This is a genomic window from Marivivens donghaensis, assembly GCF_011806565.1.
Classification (GTDB): Bacteria; Pseudomonadota; Alphaproteobacteria; order Rhodobacterales; family Rhodobacteraceae; genus Marivivens; species Marivivens donghaensis_A.
The window spans coordinates 105880-124520 of sequence record NZ_JAATOP010000003.1; the positions used below are offsets into that span (position 1 = coordinate 105880).

The following is an 18641-nucleotide window of genomic DNA, read 5'->3' on the forward strand; positions in this document are numbered from 1 at the left end:
TCGGCTCCGGTCTGCTGTCAGTAGTCCGTGATGTTCGTTGCGTGGAGGTCTTCGACCGCGTGAATCGTATCGCGGCCTGCGCCGACGAAAGCCACGACGGCAGCAATCAGCATCACCATGCCAACGCCAAGAACGATCATATCTACCAATTCAAGTGAGCGGTCGTTTTCAGGGACCGACTCGATAACTTTTACCATTTTCTCGCCTTTGCCTTTGGGGCTGCGCTTTGTTCCAACGTTTCTGAATGTCAAAGAAGGCGAGAATGAGCCGTCTTGGGGGAGTATTTGGGTAGTTTACATGTTTGTGATCTGCAAAGTCCCGCAGAGGCGGATGAGCGCGAGGTTGCTGGAAGGATTTCGCATCAATCGCAAAGCCAGTCCTTGGCTTCGAGCCTGCTTTTGACCAGCGCGGAGAGGTCAGCCAGTTTGGCGTCGATATCCGTGCCTGCGTGGTGCGAGCGGGCGAGGGCGTCGACAGCCTCGCCAAGGCTCACATCGTCCGCGCTATGGGCCACACCGCCGAGGAACTGCGTCAGGTAGCGGATCGCTACACGGTCGTAGTCGGAGGCCATGACCTCTGCCGCTTGGGCGAGGTCGTCGCGGTAGGCAAGCGGATCGGGCGCGATGACATCGTTGCGCACATGGCGCAGATGATCTGGAGCGGGGTTGGCGGGCAGATGGCTGAGGATCATGCTCTGGAACACGCCGAGGCTTTCGACGGGTTTCGGCAGGAAGCCATCCGCACCCGCAATCCGCGCACGGATGTCGCCGTCGGGATCGCCACTGGTGCCGAGCAGGACATCCACACGGGGCGTTGCGCGGGCCAGATCGGCGATCAGCGTCTCCCCGCAGCCGTCAGGCAGACCGAGGTCCACGATCACCACACCGGGGCGGTAGGTCCGCAGATGTTGCCGCGCATGTTCCAGCGTGTCCGCCCGCCTGAGCCTTGCGCCCGACCGCTGGCTCATCAGGCGCATCGCTTCGCAGGCAAAGCGGCTATCCTCCACCAGAAGGATCGTCTGACCGCGCAGGGGGTACTCCGCATTTGGCGGAATGGAATTGAGAACTGTGGCTGGCTCGGACATGGGAATCTCCACTCTGACCGCCATATTCAAGCGCAGGATAGTTTACAGCCGGTTAAGCCCGCGACGTTCTGCCTAGGGACTTCGAAACCTGTTGCTTGTAGAAACTGCATCGAGAGAGAGGGAGACCACCATGATCGGACGATTGAACCACGTAGCCATTGCCGTGCCTGACCTTGAGGCCGCAGCGGCGCAGTACCGCGATACCTTGGGTGCCAACGTCGGCGCACCGCAGGACGAGCCGGATCACGGCGTGACGGTGGTGTTCATCGAACTGCCGAACACCAAGATCGAACTTCTGTACCCGCTGGGCGACAACTCTCCGATCAACGGATTTCTGGAAAAGAACCCCTCGGGCGGCATCCACCACATCTGCTACGAGGTCGACGACATCATCGCGGCCCGTGACCAACTGAAGGAAAAGGGCGCGCGCGTTCTGGGGACCGGAGAGCCGAAGATCGGCGCACACGGAAAGCCTGTGTTGTTCCTGCATCCCAAGGACTTCAACGGCTGTCTGGTCGAGCTCGAACAGGTGTGACCGTCTGACTGCTTGCCCACGTCGGTGAGGCAGGTATTTATGCGAAAAATGACGGGGCGCGGTTTGCGCCCCCTACCGAAAGGAGCGCCCCATGGGCCCGACATCCGCAATCGTCCTCTTCGCAGTGGTCTGGTTCATGACCTTCTTCGTCATGCTGCCGATCCGCCTGAAAACCCAAGGCGAGGTTGGTGATCATGTGGAAGGGACGCACTCCTCCGCGCCTGCGGACGGCGCGGCGCATGTCAAACGCAAGGCGCTAATCACCACCGTGGTGGCGATCGTCATCTGGGGGCTGATCGCGGGCACGATCCTGTCGGGCGTGATCACCGTGCGCGACCTCGACTGGTTCCAGCGCATGTCGACGCCGGAAGTGTCGCTGGACAACTGATCAGCGACACGCCAACCGGTGATAAAGGTGCGTGAACGTCGCCGCGCCGAGCACCGGTATCAGCAGATTCAATAGCGGAATACTCAGCGGGACGGCCATCAGGCAGCCCGCCATCCAGATCTGCCATGCGTTCTGCTTGCGGAGCGTTTCGGCCTCTTTGCGGCCCAGACGGCGCGCGGCGGCGAGCTGGAAATACTCGCGGCCCAGAAGATAGCCGTTCAGCCCGTAGAAGATCGCGAAGGCAAGGAACGGCAGCAGGATCGAGGCCACCAGCGCCACAAGGTTGCCGATGATCAGAATGCCGAGGAAATGCAGACCGTCCTTCGCGCCTTCCCACAGGCCCATCGGGCGGACGGGCGGCAGGCCGGGGTAGTATTTGTCCTCCACCGCTTCGGCCACGTCATCAAGGAAGAAAGACGTGATGGCCGACGCGACGGGGATCATCAGGAACACCGACAGCACCATCATCAGCGCCAGCGAGCCAAAGGACAGCGCGCTCGACGCCCAGGTGATGTCGCCGATCCACGGCAGGGTCAGGGTTTCGGGGACGAAGACCTGAATGACCGTCAGGATCAGGAAATAGATCCCCGCCAGCAGCGCAAAGCTCAGGCCGACACCCTTCAGGACCACGCGCTGGAAGCGGTGGTCCGAGAGCTGTTCGATCGCTTTGGCAAAATCGGCAAAGATCATTCGGATTTCCACGTCACGATCTTGGACAGGTCGGGGCGCGCGCGCTCGGGCGGGGTCCCGCCTTCGGTGCCGAGGTGGATGATGCCCACGCATTTCTCGTGCGCTGCGACGCCAAGCTGTTCGTTCATGAACTGCGGGTCGTGGCTATGCCAGCCCGACACCCACGACGCGGCCCAGCCGGTCGCCAGCGCGGCGTTCACGAGGCTGAGGCACACAGCCGCCGCCGAATAGAGCTGTTCGGCCTCCGGAACCTTCGCCGCCTCGACGGGGGAGGCGATGACCGCCACAGCCATCGGGGAGTTCGCATAGGTGCCCATGGGCTTGTCGATATCCGCCTGCGCGAGGCCGAGCCGCTCGCCCGCGCCCTGAAGCGCGTCCGCATAGTTTTCCAGCGCCTTCTTCTCCAGCACGACAAAGCGCCACGGCACCAGCGCACCGTGGTCGGGCGTGCGGGCGGCGGCGGTCAGGATGGTGTCCAGCGCGTCCCGATCGGGGGCAGGGGCCTTGATCATCTTGGCAGGGCGCGAACGGCGGGTGAGAAGGAAATCGAGGACGTGGTCGTCCTTGGAAAGCGGTTTTATCGTAATATCGGACATCTATGCCTCCTGTTCGGTTCCGATATCGGGTCTGCGGTATCGGAAATCAATCGTTGGAAGTGACGCGGCTCGCGGGTTAAACGGATCACCATGTCCGATCTGTCCCACCTTGCCACTGAAGGCGCTGAAATCAGCGTGCGCGTCACGCCGAAGGCCAGCCGCAATCGCATCACCGTCGAGGATGATGCGATCCGTGTCTATGTGACGGTCGTGCCGGAGGACGGCAAAGCGAATGCCGCCGTACAGAAACTTCTGGCAAAGGCACTGGGCGTGCCAAAATCGCGGCTGGAACTGGTGCGCGGACAGACGAGCAGGGACAAGACGTTCCGGATCGGCTGATCAGGCTTCGCCTTCTTCCTCGTCCTCGTCATCTTCGAGACGCAGGCGGTAGACGCCTTCGGGAAGGTCGAGCGCAGCGTCGAGATCGCGCAACTGGGCAAAGGACATCGTGATCTTCATCACGCGGTCCGTCACCGGATCGTATTGTTCGACAGTGACGCAATCCTCAAAGGCGATGACGGTCACATCCTCTTCGAGAGGGGCTTCGCCCTCGTCGACGAGGGTTACGACGGTAGCGTCGAATTCGTGTTCAATCGTAAACATGAGATAACGGTATCTTGCTGCAATGGCGAAGGAAAGGGCTTGTTCCTTCCCCGCGAAAGATGTTCACAAGGGAACGAGCAGACCCGTTGCAGACGAACCGGCAGCGGGGTGGGCGGGGACGTATGAAACGTTTGATCCTTGGGTTGATCGCGGCACTCTCCATCGCGGGGTGTACGCAAACGGCGCGGCTTGGACCGTCGCCTGTTGCTGTGCCCGAAGGCGCGGTCTTTGACGAGGTGAATTCCCCCGAGGATGCCGCGCGTATGTTCGTGCAGGTGACCGGCGATATCGAACCGCTGCTCGAAGCGATTTGCGAGCGGGCCTATTCCTACCGCAACTGCGATTTCTGGATCGTCGTGGATGATACGCCCGACATCGGCTCGAACGCCTATCAGACGCTTGACCGTTCGGGGCGTCCCATTGTCGCGTTCACCCTCCCGATCCTGTCGGAGATGAAGAACCGCGACGAATTCGCCTTCGTTCTGGCGCACGAAGCCTCGCACCACATCCTCGGCCACATTCAGGCAACACAGCAGAACGCGGTGATCGGTGCCGAAGTGCTCGGCGCGATTGCCGCGCAGATGGGCGACAGTGACGCGGAGATCGCGGAAGCCCGTAAAATCGGAGCCGATATTGCCGCGCGTTCCTATTCGAAGCAGTTCGAACTGGAGGCCGACGCGATGGCCGCGCGCATCCTCAAGGTCGCGGGCTATGACGCGCTGCGCGGCGCGGCGTTCTTTAACCGCATCCCCGATCCGGGTGACGAATTCCTCGGCTCCCACCCGTCGACAGCCGAGCGCCTCGCCAACGTCCGTCAGGCTCTTCAAGACTGACCACTTGGTAAATATTGCAGCAGCGCTATGTGCCAGCCTATCCTCGGCGTCGGGGAGCGGAGGAGCATGTCATGAACGAATGGCAGAAGATCAAGCAGCGCGCCGCATGGTCGTGGCAGGGCTGGGCGCACGTCTGGCGGACGGAGGCGTCGCTCCAGCAGTGGATCTGGGCCAATGTGGTGTCCATTGCCTTCGCGCTCTACCTGCCGCTTACAGGCGGGGAGCGGGCCGTGGTGCTGATGGGCGGCATCTTCGTACTGGCCGTCGAATGCCTCAACACCGCGATCGAGCGGGTGGTCGACGATATCTCTACCGATCACCGTGACCGCGCGGGGCAGGCCAAGGACGCGGGCAGCGCCGCAGTCGCGATCTTTGCCATTGGGGTGGCGCTCGCGTGGTGCGCGATCATCTGGCGCTTGCTGACCGCATAACTTGATCTCGCTCAAGGCCGCTGTCCCAGCCGTCCCCTATGGTGGCCCCGAACCACTGGGGGACCACATGCAGAAGCTCGGCGACATCCGTAAACATTTTTTCCTTACCACAGGCATGGCCAAACACGCGGGCGTCGATCTGGGCGAGGCGATCCATGACGGCCATCTGACCCGCGAAGGCTACGCCGAGTGCGTGACCCGCTGCCGCCACTGCACCAACCCCGGACACTGCGCCGAATGGCTGCCCGAGGCGCAGGACGGCGATCCCGTGCCGGACTACTGCGAGAACCGTGCGATCTTCCACGAGTTGAAGAAAACAGGATAGCGCACACCTCTAAGGGCGTATTTCCCGCCTGTTCGAGACGAAAATTACCACTTTAGTAGAAAAAATTTACCACCTCAGACTCAAACGGCCCACTCTGGAGCCGTTCAGATATCCGAACGCAGTCTGCGCACGGCTCAAGGATATGCCATGACGAACCAGAGACATCACGTATTCAGGACTTCGGGCCACACCGGTCCACTTCCCTTTTGTGCGGTGGAGCTGATCGACCTTCTGGGCGAAGAGGCCACGACGCGTCTGCGCGAGACCGAACTTCTCCCGCGCTGCCGTGGCTGTGCGCGCAAGTTCACGCCGCGCGGCTGGCTGGGCACCGACTCGCCGCTGGGGATCTGGGAAGGCTGTGCACACCGCGAAAGGCTGGAGCGCGTGATGTCGCGGTAAGCGACAGGCACGTAAATGAGTTACACGGTCAAGAAGGTACTATCAGCGCAGGTCATCTACGACGCGGCGCGGGCGGATAGCCCGACCGAGTCCGTGACCATTCTTGGCTTTGACGTGATCGACACCTCCGTGCTTGCCATGACCGTCGAGGGGCCGGACGGCAAGATGCAGCAGTTCCCGCTCTGGCCGACGGTCCGCATCAACTCTCCCTATGGCAAGCAGATGACGGGCGACCAGCTTCTTGCCGCGTTGATGAAAGAGGACGTGCTAAACGAGGTCAAACCGCTCCCCCCGCGCGAGATCTTCGACAGCCCGCCCATGCAGCCCGTCCGCGTGCAGAAACTGTCGCCTTGGGTGATCTATGGCACCACGGCCGTATTCATTCTTCTGGGGTGGTCGCTGGTGCTCAGCTTCTAGGGCCGCTAGGGTCCGCGCATGAAGATCATCGACAACGTGATTTCCGACAGGGGATCGAAATACGCCGTTTCGGGCGCGCCCTGTACCTCTCCCGAAGAGGCGAAAGCCTTTATCAAAGAGCTTTGCCGCAAAAAGAAGTTCGCCAAGGCGACCCACAACACATGGGCCGTGCTACTGGACGAAGGCCCCCTCAAGAACGACGACGGAGAGAGCGGCGCAGGCATGGTGATCGTCCGCATGCTCGAACGCGAGGGCCTCAAGGGCCACATCATCTGCGTCACCCGCTGGTTCGGAGGCAAACACCTCGGAGGAGACCGCTTCAGACACGTACAGGACGCGGTGAGGGTTTATTTGGAGGGGCTGGGGTAGTTTGAGTAGATCAGTTGTTTTTCAACCAAATAGTCAAATCTTAACGTTTCTGACGCAGAACTTTCCTTGGTGCGCGATTCAAAGAGCACATTTTGCCGCTTAATGAGTGAATCATATTCGCGTATAATTTTGATAGGCCTATTACTCGAAAAATCTTGCAGTAGCGGGAATAGCCATGATTTGGTGCTTATTCGATCTTCCATCTCAGGCACTTCCCCACGAGCATACTTGAAGCAGTTTGCAGCCAAATTGCGAACGAGTATCCATTCTAACACATTTTCATAAGTGCCTATAACACCAATTATTTCATTCTCCTCAAGGGGCTCAATTTTTGTACCTTCGGTTCGAGATTTTGCAACTTGAAAGTGGTTGGAAATAGCCGATAGCCAATTGCGAGTTTGGGGGTCTGCAAACTCTATCACGTTTTGAAAAATTGCAAAATTTTCACCGGTAACGAACGGCAAAATATACTCGTGTTCGTAGCGTGTGAGTTCATCGTCGTTTATTCCCTCCCCGTCTCGAGCTGCGCGCCCTTTCGCCAGTACAACCCTAGCATTGTGCTCGGCAATCCGATAAATTTCGCTGAGAACTGCGGAAAGAAGAATTCGATTTGCGGTTAGGCGTCCATTTCGGTCTAATTGGCGGCTTCGATCCTGGAAATCTAAAGTAACAAGGACGCCATAAGTTGCGATCCCAGCGCTAAGTAAAACGACAAGTATAGAGACAATTTCGACAAAATAATTCTTAGTTTGCTCGGTGAGATCGCTATCGAGAACTAGAAAAAATGCGATGCCAAACAAAAGGCCGATCAATACGCTAATCGGAGCATTCAGTAGAAAATTTGCGCTCGATTGCGAAAAAAACGACCTCTTCATTATAAGCCTACTGCCCCTTCAAAACACCCCACAGATCATACTCACCGGCCTCATCCACTTCAACCTTAGCGATATCTCCGACGGACAGCCCTTCGGTGCCTTCATCGATGAAGAGGTTGCCGTCGATCTCGGGGGCGTCGGCCCATGTGCGGCAGGTGGCGATGCCGTCTTCGTCGATGTCGTCCACGATAACTTCGAGCGTTTTGCCGACCTTGGCCTGTAGCTTGGCTTCGGAAATGGCCTGCGCCTTTTCCATGAAGCGGTCCCAGCGTTCCTGTTTGACCTCGGTGGGGACGTGATCGGGCAGGTCGTTCGACCGCGCGCCGTCCACGTTCTCGTACTGGAAGCAGCCCACACGGTCCAGCTGCGCCTCGTCGAGCCAATCCAGCAGGGTCTCGAATTCTTCTTCGGTCTCACCGGGGTAGCCGACGATGAAGGTCGAGCGCAGGGTGATATCGGGGCAGTCAGCGCGCCACGCGGCGATCTCGTCCAGCGTCTTGGCAGCCGCAGCGGGGCGGGCCATACGCTTGAGCGTGTCGGGGTGCGCGTGCTGGAACGGGATGTCGAGGTAGGGCAGGATCAGCCCCTCGGCCATCAGCGGGATCAGGTTGCGCACGTGCGGGTAGGGGTAGACGTAGTGCAGGCGCACCCACGCACCGAGGCTGCCCAGATCACGCGCCAGATCGGTGATGTGCGCACGGTGGCCGCGGTCCTCGGCGTGTTTGATGTCGACGCCATAAGCCGAGGTGTCCTGAGAGATCACCAGCAGTTCCTTGACGCCCGCATCGACGAGCTTCTCCGCTTCGCGCATGACGGCGTGAGCGGGGCGCGAGGCGAGTTTGCCGCGCATGTCGGGGATGATGCAGAACTTGCACTTGTGGTTACAGCCTTCGGAGATCTTGAGGTAGCTGTAGTGGCGCGGGGTCAGTTTGACGCCCGACGCAGGCAGCAGGTCCACGAACGGATCGGGGCTGGGCGGCACGGCCTTGTGCACGCTGTCGAGCACCTGTTCGTACTGGTGCGGACCGGTGACGGCGAGGATGTTCGGGTGGTGCTCGCGGATGTAGTCGGGCTCTGCGCCCAGACAGCCGGTCACGATAACCTTGCCGTTTTCCACGAGCGCTTCGCCGATGGCATCGAGGCTCTCTGCCTTGGCAGAATCCAGAAACCCGCAGGTGTTCACGATGACCGCGTCAGCGCCCGCGTAGTCGGGGCTGATTTGGTATCCTTCGGCCCGCAGGCGGGTCAGGATGCGTTCGCTGTCGACCAGCGCTTTGGGACAGCCCAAGGAGACCATGCCGATCGTCGGCTGGCCGGGGCGGGGGGCTTCGTCAAAGCGCGCGCGCGGCGCGAGGTCGGGGCGGAGGTTCGGCGGGTTCTGGGACATGCGGCGCATATAGCGATGCAAGGGCGCTGTGGGAAGTGGAACCATACGCAAGCGGGCTATGTTTGATCAGAGGGAGGGCAACAACAAGGACCATTCATGGATACCTTATTGGAACTGTGGTCGCGGGTGCCTGCCGCGACAAAGCCGCTGATCGAGATTTTTGTCGCTATCGTCATTGCCGTCGTGCTGCATTCGCTGCTGTGGAAAGTGGTGAGCAAGGTGATCGGCGGGCGGACCGAGCTGATCTACCGCGTGATCCGCCGTCTCAAGACCCCTCTGCGCTTAATGTTCATCGTGGCCGCCATCGGTTTTGCCAGCCGCGTGGCGGATATGGGCACGGACCTGCGCAATCTGGTCTCGCAGTTTTCGCTGGCGCTGGCCGTGATGATCGGCGGGTGGATCACCATGATTGCGGTGGACGTCTATGCCGACCGCGAGACGCGGCGCCTCAGGCTGGATGCGGAGGATAACCTCGTCGCCCGCAAGCAGGCCACCCAGATCAAGATGCTGCGGATGGTCACGAAGGTCGTGCTGTTCCTACTGACCGCGGGCCTCGCGCTGTCGGTGTTCGACGCGGTGCGGAGCTTCGGTGTCTCGCTCTTTGCCTCTGCCGGTGTGGCGGGCATCGTGGCGGGGTATGCGGCAACGCCTGTGCTGAAGAACCTGATTGCGGGTATCCAGATTGCGCTGACCCAGCCGATCCGCATCGACGACGTGGTGATTGTCGAGGACGAGTGGGGCTGGATCGAGGAGATCGCTTCCACCTACGTGGTCGTTCGCATCTGGGATTTGCGGCGGATGGTTTTGCCGCTGTCGTACTTCATCGAGAACCCGTTCCAGAACTGGACCCGTGAGAGCGCAAATATCATCGGCTCCGTCATGTTCTACGTCGATTACACCGCGCCTGTCGCCCAGATCCGCGACAAGTTCGAGGAAGCTGTCAAAGCCAGTTCCCGCTGGGACGGGAAAACGGTTGTTCTGCAGGTCATCGATACTGACAAAGATACCGTCCAGCTACGCGGTCTGTGTAGCTCCCGAAATTCGCCGTTAAACTGGGATTTGCGGTGCGAGGTGCGTGAAAAGGTTCTGTCGTGGCTTCAGGAGAGCTACCCCGATGCACTGCCCAAGCATCGTATCGACATCGACAAAATGCCCGAGGTGGACAAAACGCCAATACCTACGTAATGGTAAGGAATGGCACAGTATACGTTTCGCACCCGCAGCTCGGATTGTCCGTATGAACTGGCCATCGGTCTGGTCTCAGGCCGGTGGAAGCCGCGGCTGCTTGAAGTGTTGAAGGACGAAACGCTGCGCTATGGCGATCTGAAGGAACGCCTCAAGCCTGTGTCCGACAAGGTGCTGAGCGCCGCGCTCGATGACATGACGCGCAACGGTCTGATTAGCCGGACTGCTTTTGCGGAAATCCCGCCGCGCGTGGAATACGCGCTGACACCACAAGGCGAGAGCCTTCTGGAAGCTCTCGGCCCGCTGCGGGATTGGGCGCGGACCGAGAACGGTAGATAGGGCAGGGGCCGAAGCCCCGCCGCATCAGTTGATTTTGGCATCCATGGTGATTTCGCAGTTCAGAAGCTGCGAGATCGGGCAGTTCTTTTCCGCATCTTCAGCGGCTGCACGGATGTCGGCCTCATCGCCCGATGCTTTGATCGTGACGTCGAGGTGCGCTTTGACGACTTTCGGGCCGTCCGACATGTCGAGGAAGATGGTCGAGGTGGTCTCGATCTTGTCCGCCACGATGTCCTTGTCGCCGAGGATGTTCGACAGAGCCATCGAGAAACAGCCAGCGTGGGCCGCACCGATCAGCTCTTCGGGGTTGGTGCCCGGCTTGTCTTCGAAGCGGGTGTTGAAGCCGTAGGGCTGCGAGGACAGTGCGCCCGACTGGGTCGAAACTTCGCCCTTACCGTCCTTGAGACCACCCTGCCAAACTGCGGAACCTGTTTTCTTGATCATGAAAATCTCCTTTTCAAAACAAACGAGCCGCACACGGCGGCTTTGAAGAACAAACGGGTTCGAAAGGGGGAAAGTTCCACCTGACGTCTCGTGAGGCGGCGTCCCGGCAAAGAAAAACCCCGCCGGAGGGCGGGGCGTCTCATACGCAAATCTATGGAGCCTTAGCGGCGACGGTCGCGGCGTGCGCTCATCGGCTGGAAGGCAACGCCGACGTGGGCTTCGCAGTAGGGCTTACCCTGTTGGACGGGCAGACCGCAGAACCAGAAGTGCTCGGTCGCGGGGTCACCTACAGGCCACTTGCAGGTCCGCTCGGTCAGTTCCATCAGCGACAGCTTCTTCGCGGTCTTCTCGACCTCGTTCACACGGGCCAGCGCCTCGGGGCTGATTTCATTGGTCGACGGCTGCGGCGGCAGCGGCTGGCCTGCGGGGATGATCGCCTTTCGGGCGGCGCTCATCGGGATGGGGGTGTCTTCCTTGGGCTCTTCGGCCTTGGCAGCGACGGGCTCCGGACGGGCCTTCGGGGCAGCGGCGGGCGCTTCCTTCGCTGCGGGCTTCGCGACCTTCGGTGCGGCGGGCTTGGCTTCCTTCGCTTTGGCGGCCGGAGCAGCAGCAGCGGAACCGCCACCGCTCGCGCGGTTCGAGAGACCAAGGCGGTGGACCTTGCCGATCACGGCGTTGCGGGTCACGCCACCAAGCTCTTTGGCGATCTGGCTTGCCGACTGGCCTTCCGACCACATCTTCTTGAGCAGCTCGACGCGTTCGTCGGTCCAGGACATATTTCCGTTCCTTTGGCTTCGCAGGCGGACGCTATCGAGCGTCATCGGCCTTGCATCATCGGTCAGGGGCCTATTCTAAGCACCAGAACGCGAGATACAAGGACTCGAATCATGAATCGGAGGGTTACATGTCCGTGAACAACGCAATGGGAGTTCGTCGGTTCGGCCGCGTCAATTGGCTGGGGCTGTGGACGCTCATGCAGCGCGAGGTTTTGCGTTTCATGAATGTCTGGTCGCAGACGATCATGGCACCGCTGATCAACGCCGGACTGTTCCTTCTCATCTTTACCATCGCCATTGGATCGCAGCGCGGTGACGTCATGGGCGTGCCGTTCATGCACTTCCTCGCGCCGGGTATCCTGACCATGACGGTCATCCAGAACGCCTTTGCCAACTCGTCGTCCTCGCTGACTTCGGCCAAGGTGCAGGGCAACATCGTCGACACGCTGATGCCGCCGCTGAACGCGGGTGAGCTGGTCGCGGGTTACATCGCAGGTGCCGTCGCGCGCGGCCTGCTGGTCGCGGTCGTCATCGCCATCGGGGTCTGGCTGGCGCTGGGCGTCGGGATGCAGCACCCGTTGTGGGTCTTCGTCTTCGTCGTCCTTGGAGCCGTCTTCATGGGCGCGCTCGGCATTATCGCCGCGATCTTCGCCAACAAGTTCGACCAGCTTGCCGCGATCTCGAACTTCATCGTGACGCCGCTGTCGTTCCTGTCGGGCACCTTCTATTCGATCGACGCGCTGCCGCCCGTGCTGAACAAACTCAGCCACGTAAACCCGTTCTTCTACATCATCGACGGCGTCCGCTACGGCATGATCGGCGTGTCGGACGGCTCGCCGTGGCGCGGCCTCTGGGTTGCACTGCTCGCTTGTGCGCTGGTGATCAGCATCTGCTGGTACTGGTTCAACAAGGGCTACCGCCTCAAAGCCTGACCTTTCAGAAATCTGTAGAACCCTACGTCATGTGGCCCTATACGGGGCCGCATGATGACTGCGACGCAAACCACACTGATTCGACGCCGACGCTGAAAAAATGCGCCGTGCGCCGCTTTGCGCGCCCATCTTCCTTCCTTACACATTGACAGCCCCAGAATGCCTTGGCACCAATCGGGCTTCTTATTTCCAAAGGGTTTGACTATGATCCCCAGCGTTTTGCCGACCTATAACCGCGCGCCGCTTTCCTTCGTCAAAGGCGAAGGCTCCTGGCTGATCGAGGCTGACGGCCGACGTTTTCTCGATCTGGGCGCGGGCATCGCGGTTAACGCTCTGGGTCACGCGAACCCCGATCTGGTCGCTGCCCTGACCGAACAGGCAGGCAAGCTCTGGCACGTCTCGAACCTCTATAACATCGACCAGCAGCAATCGCTGGCCGACAAATTGGTGGACAACTCGTTCGCCGATACCGTGTTCTTTACCAACTCGGGCACCGAAAGCTGCGAACTCGCGGTGAAGATGGCGCGCAAGTACTTCTATGAGAAGGGCCAGCCCGAGCGCACGACCATCGTCGCGTTCGAAGGCTCCTTCCACGGCCGTTCGTCCGCAGGCATCGCCGCTGCGGGTTCGGAAAAGATGACCAAAGGTTTTGGCCCGCTGCTGCCCGGTTTCGTGCACCTGCCTTGGGGCGATCACGATGCCCTGCGCGAAGCTGCGGCCAAGCCCGATGTCGGCGCGATCATCGTCGAGCCCGTGCAGGGCGAAGGCGGCATCCGCCCGCTGCCCGACCAGTGCATGAAAGGCCTGCGCGATCTGTGCGACGAACACGGCATCCTGTTGATCTTTGACGAGGTCCAGTGCGGTGTCGGCCGGACCGGCAAGCTCTTCGCACACGAATGGGCGGGCATCACGCCTGACATCATGATGGTTGCCAAAGGCATCGGCGGCGGCTTCCCCCTCGGCGCTGTCCTTGCCACCGAAAACGCGGCGAGCGGCATGACCGCAGGCACCCACGGCTCGACCTATGGCGGCAACCCGCTGGCTTGCGCTGTCGGCAACAAGATCATGGACATCATCGCCGATGACGCCTTCCTCGCCGAAGTGAACCGCAAAGCAGCCCTCCTGCGCCAGAAGCTCGAAGGCATCGTCGCCGCACATCCCGAAACGCTCGAAAGCGTCCGCGGCAGCGGCCTGATGCTCGGCATGAAATGCAAGGCGACCAACCTCGATCTGGTGAAGGCCGGCTATGGCGCTGCAGTCCTTTTGGTCCCCGCAGGCGACAACGTCGTCCGCCTCCTGCCGCCGCTGAACATCACCGACGAAGACATTGCTGAGGCAGCCAGCCGAATTGATGCTGCCGCAACCGCACTGGAACAGGCCTGATATTCACTCTGGCCCAAATACCTCGGGGGTGAATGGCCGCAGGCCAGAGGGGGCAGAGCCCCCCGCGCCCCCCATCGAAAGTAAGAACATGAACCATTTCCTTGATATCAACGCCACCTCCGCCGAAGACCTGCGGAGCATCATCGACAGCGCCAAAGCCATGAAGGCCGCCCGCAGCGGTCTGCCGAAGGGTACGACCGACGAAGACAAACCGCTCGACGGCCAGATGGTCGCTCTGATCTTCGAAAAGCCGTCGACCCGTACCCGCGTGTCCTTCGATGTCGGCGTCCGCCAGATGGGCGGTCAGACGATGGTTCTGTCGGGCGCTGATATGCAGCTCGGTCACGGTGAGACCATCGCCGACACCGCGCGTGTTCTGTCCCGTTATGTCGATATGATCATGATCCGCACGTTCGAGGAGCAGACTCTCCTCGATATGGCCGAATACGCGACGGTTCCGGTGATCAACGGTCTGACCAACCGCACCCACCCCTGCCAGATCATGGCCGACATCCAGACCTTCGAAGAGCACCGCGGTTCGATCAGCGGCAAGAAAGTCGTCTGGAGCGGTGACGGCAACAACGTCTGCGCGTCGTTCATCCACGCCGCTGGCCAGTTCGGTTTCGACCTGACCTTCACCGGCCCGCAGACCCTCGATCCCGAAGCCGGTTTCGTTGAAGAGGCCCGCGCGAAGGGTGTCGACATCCAGATTGAGCGCGACCCGATGAAGGCCGTCGAAGGCGCGGACCTCGTTGTCACCGATACGTGGGTGTCGATGCACGATCCGGCATCGGCCCGCGAGCGTCGCCACAACCAGCTGCACCCCTATCAGGTGAACGAGCGTCTGATGGCGGCTGCGAAGCCCGACGCGCTCTTCATGCACTGCCTGCCCGCACACCGCGAAGACGAGGCGACGAGCGCGGTGATGGACGGCCCGAATTCGGTGATCTTCGACGAAGCTGAAAACCGCCTCCACGCGCAGAAAGCGATCATGCGCTGGTGCCTCGGTAAGTAAGCCGACGGCACTCTGAATGAAGAAGGGCGGACCCTTGGGCCCGCCCTTTTGCTTTAGACGTTGAACAGTCCGTTCAGCGCGAGGAAGACCACCGCAGAGAGCAGCGCGGCTGCCGGAACGGTGATGATCCACGCCGCCACGATGGTCATGAAGTGGCTGCGTCGCACCAGCTTGCGGCGGCGGCGCTCTTCGGGAGCGACGATTTTGCCCGAGCCGTGCTTCTCCGCATACTTGCGGGTGCGGCGTGCGTGGTCCCATTCGCGGTAGAAGCCAACGCCGAAGACGCCGCCGACCGCGATGTGGGTGGACGACACCGGCAGACCCAGCCAGCTCGCGACGATCACGGTGATCGCAGCAGAGAGTGCGACGCAGTAAGCGCGCATCGGGTTGAGCTTGGTGATCTGGCTGCCGACCATCTTGATCAGCTTCGGACCGAAGGTAATCAGGCCGAAGGAGATACCGAACGCGCCGATAATCATCACCCAGAGCGGGATCTGGACCTTGCCCGCGATCTCTCCGAATTCCTGCGTGTGAACAATCGCGGCCAGCGGTCCAACGGCGTTCGCCACATCGTTCGCACCATGGGCAAACGACAGCAGGGCGGCCGAAATCACGAGCGGCAGACCAAAGAGGATCTTCAGCGACTTGTTGCGGTTCTCGAGGCCCTGCGACTTCTTGTTGATGTAGGGCTTGGACGCAAAATAGGTCACCACAGCAACGCCGAGGCCGATGATCAGCGCGGGCACCAGATCGACCGAAACGATCTTTTTCAGGCCCTTGATCGACAGGTAAGTCGCGAAGACGCCCGCCATGATGGCGATCAGCACGGGCACCCAGCGGCGGGCGGCAGAGATCTTGTCTTCCTGATAGATGATGCGGCTCTTGATGAACGCGAGGAACGCCGCGGCTACGATGCCGCCGAGGGCAGGGGAGATGACCCAGCTCGCCGCGATCATGCCCATCGACTCCCAGTTCACCGCAGTGAAACCAGCAGCGGCAATACCAGCGCCCATCACGCCGCCGACGACGGAGTGGGTGGTCGACACCGGTGCGCCAATCCATGTCGCGAGGTTGACCCAGAGCGCCGAGGACACCAGTGCGGCCATCATCGCCCAGATGAACACCTGCGAGCTTTCGATCATCGACGGGTCGATAATGCCCTTGGAGATGGTGGAAACCACGTCACCGCCCGCGAGCAGTGCACCGGCGCTTTCGCAGATCGCGGCGATCACGATGGCGCCGCCCATCGTCAGCGCGTTCGCACCAACGGCAGGGCCCATATTGTTGGCGACGTCATTCGCGCCGATGTTGAGAGCCATATACGCGCCGAACACGGCAGCGGCGACGACGATGGCAGAGCCGTGGCCCGCGTCAAAGAACGCAGCAGCGGCAAAACCGACGATAACCATAAATGCGAGAGCAACGCCCATCCCGACGAGCGGGCGGGATACATACATGGTACCTTGTTCCAGCACGGAAATGCGCTGGAGGTCCTTATCGATCGTTTTCCACGGATCCTGTGGGGTCGGGTTTTCCATCGTACGCGGCCTTTGGTGTAGCGAAGTACTGTCATACTTCTGTTACAATTGGAGGCGCGTTAACGGGTCGGACGTTTCAAATCAACCTGTCGCTTGCGTGTCACGCGCGTGACTTGCCGGAAATCTTCGTAAAATCGCTGCCAGATCGGGTTCACGGACCATTTGGGCCGCATTCTCGAAGGGCACCCAAATGCGTTCGCGCTTGTTCTTTTCAGGGTAGGACTTCGCCAATTCCATCACACGGACGGGATAAACCATAGTCTGGCATTCCTGCACGACGCCGTTTTTCATGGTTTTCTTCGCGGAGTAGGTGCCGAACACGTCGCTATCCGCGATGCCGGTCTTTACGCCCGCTTCTTCCCATGCTTCGGTCAGAGCCGCCTGATGGTGGTGTAGACCGTCGATCGGCCAGCCCTTGGGCAGGATCCAGCGGCCCTCAGAAGAGGTCACGAGCAACACTTCTAGGTGATCATCGGCCATGCGATAGCACAACGCTGCAACCTGTTCGGCTGGCGGGCGTTTAAGCAAAGGAACTACGCCTTCGCGCCATAACTGTCGCAAGAATGAAGTGGGCATTGTGTGATTAGGGCGTTTCCTTTTCCGCCCCTCCCCAATATCAGTGACGGCGAGAGAGGCAAACCGATCTAAATCAGAGGACTATTTTCTATGACCGAATTGGCACACCTCGGGCTATACGGCCTCGGTACGATGGGCAGTGCACTTGCGCTGAACATCCTCGACAACGGCTTTGCCCTGCATGTGGCCAACCGTCAGGAAGCCGTAACGACTGCCTTTGCCGAAGAAGCCGGTCCGCTTGCCGAAAAACTGACGACCCACAAGGATCTGGCCGCGATGGCCAAGGACATGCCTGCGCCCCGTGCGATCATCCTGATGATCCCCGCAGGTAAGCCCGTCGAAGACACCATCATCGCGCTCTGCGATATGCTGGAGCCGGGTGACACGATCATCGACGCCGGTAACTCTGACTTCCACGACACCCGTCGCCGCACCGAATTCGTCGAAGCCAAGGGCCTGACCTTCATCGGTATGGGCGTTTCGGGCGGTGAAGAAGGCGCGCGTCACGGCCCGTCCATCATGGTCGGCGGCACCCCGCAGGCCTGGACCGGCATCCGTCCCGTCATCATGGCGATTGCCGCGAAGTTCGAAAACGAGCCCTGCGCCGACCATCTTGGTCCTGATGGTGCCGGTCACTTCGTCAAGACCGTGCACAACGGTATCGAATACGCCGACATGCAGATGATCGCCGAAACCTACGGCATGATGCGCTACGGTCAGGGTCTCGCTCCGGCAGAGATCGGCAAGCGTTTCGAAGAGTGGGACTCGGGCGCGCTGACCGCGTACCTGATGGAGATCACCGGCAAGGTTCTTCAAGCGACCGACACCCAGACCGGGGTTCCGGCTGTGGACGTGATCCTCGACCGCGCTGGTCAAAAGGGCACCGGCCGTTGGACCCTGATCGAAGCCCTGCGCCTCGGCCAGTCCGCTTCGGCCATTGAAGCCGCCGTCGCTTCGCGGAGCTGGTCGTCGGAAAAAGAGACCCGCGTCGCCGGTGAGGAGATCCTCGGTGGTTCGCGCGGTTCGGTCGATCTGCAAGACGCCGACTACAAGGACGCGCTGCTTGCGGCCCGTATCATCGCTTACGCCCAAGGCTTCCGCCTGCTGGCGGCTGCGTCGGAAGAATACAACTGGAACCTCGATTTTGCGCGTATCGCCGAAATCTGGCGCGCTGGCTGCATCATCCGTTCGGCGCTGCTGGACGACATCTCGGCTGCGTTCCGAGGTGACATGCCACACGGCCAGCTGATCTTTGCACCGTTCTTTGCCGAGCGTCTGAAGGAAACCCTGCCGGCTCTGCGCCGCGTGGTTTCGGCGGCGGCTCTGGGCGGTCACCCGATCCCCGCGCTGTCGTCGGCCCTGTCGTTCGTCGATACCTTCGGCATGGCGCGCGGCACAACGGACCTTATTCAGGCCCAGCGTGACTTCTTCGGCATGCACGGGTTCGAACGCATCGGCGGCGACGCCGGTCAGCACGGCCCCTGGTGGGAATAAGATAACAAGCGCCGCCTTCGGGCGGCG

At 60.8% G+C, this 18641-nt stretch carries 26 protein-coding genes; 15 read left to right on the forward strand and 11 right to left on the reverse strand.

Annotated features, from left to right (window positions below; genetic code table 11):
- Window positions 1–17: 17 nt before the first annotated feature.
- Window positions 18–197: a hypothetical protein gene (locus HCZ30_RS05795; protein WP_167637341.1), complete on the reverse strand. Its 180-nt coding sequence runs from the start codon at window positions 195–197 to the stop codon at window positions 18–20.
- A gap of 164 nt (window positions 198–361) precedes the next feature.
- Window positions 362–1084 (reverse strand): response regulator, encoded by a 723-nt coding sequence (locus HCZ30_RS05800; protein ID WP_167637342.1) that lies wholly within the window; start codon window positions 1082–1084, stop codon window positions 362–364.
- A 130-nt stretch (window positions 1085–1214) separates the two neighbouring features.
- On the opposite strand from HCZ30_RS05800, the gene mce reads away from it, so the two are divergent.
- Both mce and HCZ30_RS05810 read left to right on the forward strand, forming a co-directional pair.
- Window positions 1215–1619, forward strand: coding sequence for a methylmalonyl-CoA epimerase (mce, locus tag HCZ30_RS05805; RefSeq protein WP_167637343.1), 405 nt, complete (start codon window positions 1215–1217; stop codon window positions 1617–1619).
- Between the two features lie 91 nt (window positions 1620–1710).
- Window positions 1711–2007 carry a DUF1467 family protein gene (locus HCZ30_RS05810; protein WP_167637344.1) on the forward strand — a complete coding sequence of 99 codons (297 nt, stop codon included), beginning with the start codon at window positions 1711–1713 and terminating at the stop codon, window positions 2005–2007.
- On the opposite strand, the gene HCZ30_RS05815 is transcribed toward HCZ30_RS05810, so the two are convergent.
- Window positions 2008–2697: an EI24 domain-containing protein gene (locus HCZ30_RS05815; RefSeq protein WP_167637345.1), complete on the reverse strand. Its 690-nt coding sequence runs from the start codon at window positions 2695–2697 to the stop codon at window positions 2008–2010.
- On the reverse strand, window positions 2694–3293 hold the full coding sequence (locus HCZ30_RS05820; protein ID WP_167637346.1) for a nitroreductase family protein: 600 nt from the start codon (window positions 3291–3293) through the stop codon (window positions 2694–2696). Before HCZ30_RS05820 ends, HCZ30_RS05815 begins: the two co-directional genes overlap by 4 nt.
- A 90-nt stretch (window positions 3294–3383) precedes the next feature.
- On the opposite strand from HCZ30_RS05820, the gene HCZ30_RS05825 reads away from it, so the two are divergent.
- The gene (locus tag HCZ30_RS05825; RefSeq protein WP_175580978.1) at window positions 3384–3632 is read left to right on the forward strand and encodes a DUF167 domain-containing protein; all 249 of its coding nucleotides are present in this window, start codon (window positions 3384–3386) and stop codon (window positions 3630–3632) included.
- Here HCZ30_RS05825 and HCZ30_RS05830 read toward each other — a convergent pair whose 3' ends face one another.
- Window positions 3633–3896 (reverse strand): hypothetical protein, encoded by a 264-nt coding sequence (locus HCZ30_RS05830; protein WP_167637347.1) that lies wholly within the window; start codon window positions 3894–3896, stop codon window positions 3633–3635. It abuts the gene before it with no gap.
- Between the two features lie 122 nt (window positions 3897–4018).
- Between HCZ30_RS05830 and HCZ30_RS05835 the strand changes: the two genes are divergently transcribed.
- The 6 genes from HCZ30_RS05835 (at window position 4019) to HCZ30_RS05860 (ending at window position 6670) form a co-directional block, all read left to right on the forward strand.
- A complete protein-coding gene (locus HCZ30_RS05835) occupies window positions 4019–4729 on the forward strand; it encodes a M48 family metallopeptidase (RefSeq protein ID WP_167637348.1) in 711 nt (236 codons plus the stop codon).
- Between the two features lie 71 nt (window positions 4730–4800).
- Window positions 4801–5160, forward strand: a complete 360-nt coding sequence (locus HCZ30_RS05840; RefSeq protein ID WP_167637349.1) for a diacylglycerol kinase — start codon at window positions 4801–4803, stop codon at window positions 5158–5160.
- A gap of 67 nt (window positions 5161–5227) precedes the next feature.
- Entirely contained in the window at window positions 5228–5485 is a 258-nt protein-coding gene (locus HCZ30_RS05845) for a DUF6455 family protein (RefSeq protein WP_167637350.1), read from the forward strand.
- A 147-nt stretch (window positions 5486–5632) separates the two neighbouring features.
- Window positions 5633–5884 (forward strand): hypothetical protein, encoded by a 252-nt coding sequence (locus HCZ30_RS05850; protein WP_167637351.1) that lies wholly within the window; start codon window positions 5633–5635, stop codon window positions 5882–5884.
- Window positions 5885–5899: 15 nt separating this feature from the next.
- Window positions 5900–6301, forward strand: a complete 402-nt coding sequence (locus tag HCZ30_RS05855; protein WP_167637352.1) for a hypothetical protein — start codon at window positions 5900–5902, stop codon at window positions 6299–6301.
- A gap of 18 nt (window positions 6302–6319) precedes the next feature.
- On the forward strand, window positions 6320–6670 hold the full coding sequence (locus HCZ30_RS05860) for a YigZ family protein (RefSeq protein ID WP_167637353.1): 351 nt from the start codon (window positions 6320–6322) through the stop codon (window positions 6668–6670).
- On the opposite strand, the gene HCZ30_RS05865 is transcribed toward HCZ30_RS05860, so the two are convergent.
- Complete coding sequence (locus tag HCZ30_RS05865; RefSeq protein WP_217703031.1) at window positions 6649–7545, reverse strand: hypothetical protein; 897 nt, start codon at window positions 7543–7545, stop codon at window positions 6649–6651. The two genes, HCZ30_RS05860 and HCZ30_RS05865, sit on opposite strands and share 22 nt — an antisense overlap.
- 7 nt (window positions 7546–7552) lie before the next feature.
- Complete coding sequence (gene rimO, locus HCZ30_RS05870; protein WP_167637355.1) at window positions 7553–8932, reverse strand: 30S ribosomal protein S12 methylthiotransferase RimO; 1380 nt, start codon at window positions 8930–8932, stop codon at window positions 7553–7555.
- Between the two features lie 96 nt (window positions 8933–9028).
- On the opposite strand from rimO, the gene HCZ30_RS05875 reads away from it, so the two are divergent.
- Together HCZ30_RS05875 and HCZ30_RS05880 are read left to right on the forward strand one after the other, a co-directional pair.
- Complete coding sequence (locus tag HCZ30_RS05875) at window positions 9029–10117, forward strand: mechanosensitive ion channel family protein (RefSeq protein WP_167637356.1); 1089 nt, start codon at window positions 9029–9031, stop codon at window positions 10115–10117.
- Window positions 10118–10126: 9 nt separating this feature from the next.
- Entirely contained in the window at window positions 10127–10456 is a 330-nt protein-coding gene (locus HCZ30_RS05880; RefSeq protein ID WP_167637357.1) for a winged helix-turn-helix transcriptional regulator, read from the forward strand.
- Window positions 10457–10480: 24 nt separating this feature from the next.
- Here HCZ30_RS05880 and HCZ30_RS05885 read toward each other — a convergent pair whose 3' ends face one another.
- Window positions 10481–10900: an OsmC family protein gene (locus HCZ30_RS05885; protein ID WP_167637358.1), complete on the reverse strand. Its 420-nt coding sequence runs from the start codon at window positions 10898–10900 to the stop codon at window positions 10481–10483.
- Between the two features lie 161 nt (window positions 10901–11061).
- Entirely contained in the window at window positions 11062–11676 is a 615-nt protein-coding gene (locus tag HCZ30_RS05890; RefSeq protein ID WP_167637359.1) for a GcrA family cell cycle regulator, read from the reverse strand.
- 128 nt (window positions 11677–11804) lie between these two features.
- Here HCZ30_RS05890 and HCZ30_RS05895 point away from each other — a divergent pair, with 128 nt between their 5' ends.
- From HCZ30_RS05895 to argF, 3 genes are all read left to right on the forward strand, one after another.
- Window positions 11805–12608, forward strand: a complete 804-nt coding sequence (locus HCZ30_RS05895) for an ABC transporter permease (RefSeq protein ID WP_246212629.1) — start codon at window positions 11805–11807, stop codon at window positions 12606–12608.
- A gap of 204 nt (window positions 12609–12812) precedes the next feature.
- Window positions 12813–13991: an aspartate aminotransferase family protein gene (locus HCZ30_RS05900; RefSeq protein WP_167637360.1), complete on the forward strand. Its 1179-nt coding sequence runs from the start codon at window positions 12813–12815 to the stop codon at window positions 13989–13991.
- Between the two features lie 88 nt (window positions 13992–14079).
- The gene (gene argF, locus HCZ30_RS05905) at window positions 14080–15006 is read left to right on the forward strand and encodes an ornithine carbamoyltransferase (protein ID WP_167637361.1); all 927 of its coding nucleotides are present in this window, start codon (window positions 14080–14082) and stop codon (window positions 15004–15006) included.
- A 53-nt stretch (window positions 15007–15059) separates the two neighbouring features.
- Here the strand turns inward: argF and HCZ30_RS05910 are convergent, their stop codons facing one another.
- A complete protein-coding gene (locus HCZ30_RS05910) occupies window positions 15060–16544 on the reverse strand; it encodes an inorganic phosphate transporter (protein ID WP_167637362.1) in 1485 nt (494 codons plus the stop codon).
- Between the two features lie 81 nt (window positions 16545–16625).
- Complete coding sequence (locus HCZ30_RS05915; protein WP_167637363.1) at window positions 16626–17120, reverse strand: NUDIX hydrolase; 495 nt, start codon at window positions 17118–17120, stop codon at window positions 16626–16628.
- Window positions 17121–17210: 90 nt separating this feature from the next.
- On the opposite strand from HCZ30_RS05915, the gene gndA reads away from it, so the two are divergent.
- Window positions 17211–18614, forward strand: coding sequence for an NADP-dependent phosphogluconate dehydrogenase (gndA, locus tag HCZ30_RS05920; protein WP_167637364.1), 1404 nt, complete (start codon window positions 17211–17213; stop codon window positions 18612–18614).
- Window positions 18615–18641: the final 27 nt, after the last annotated feature.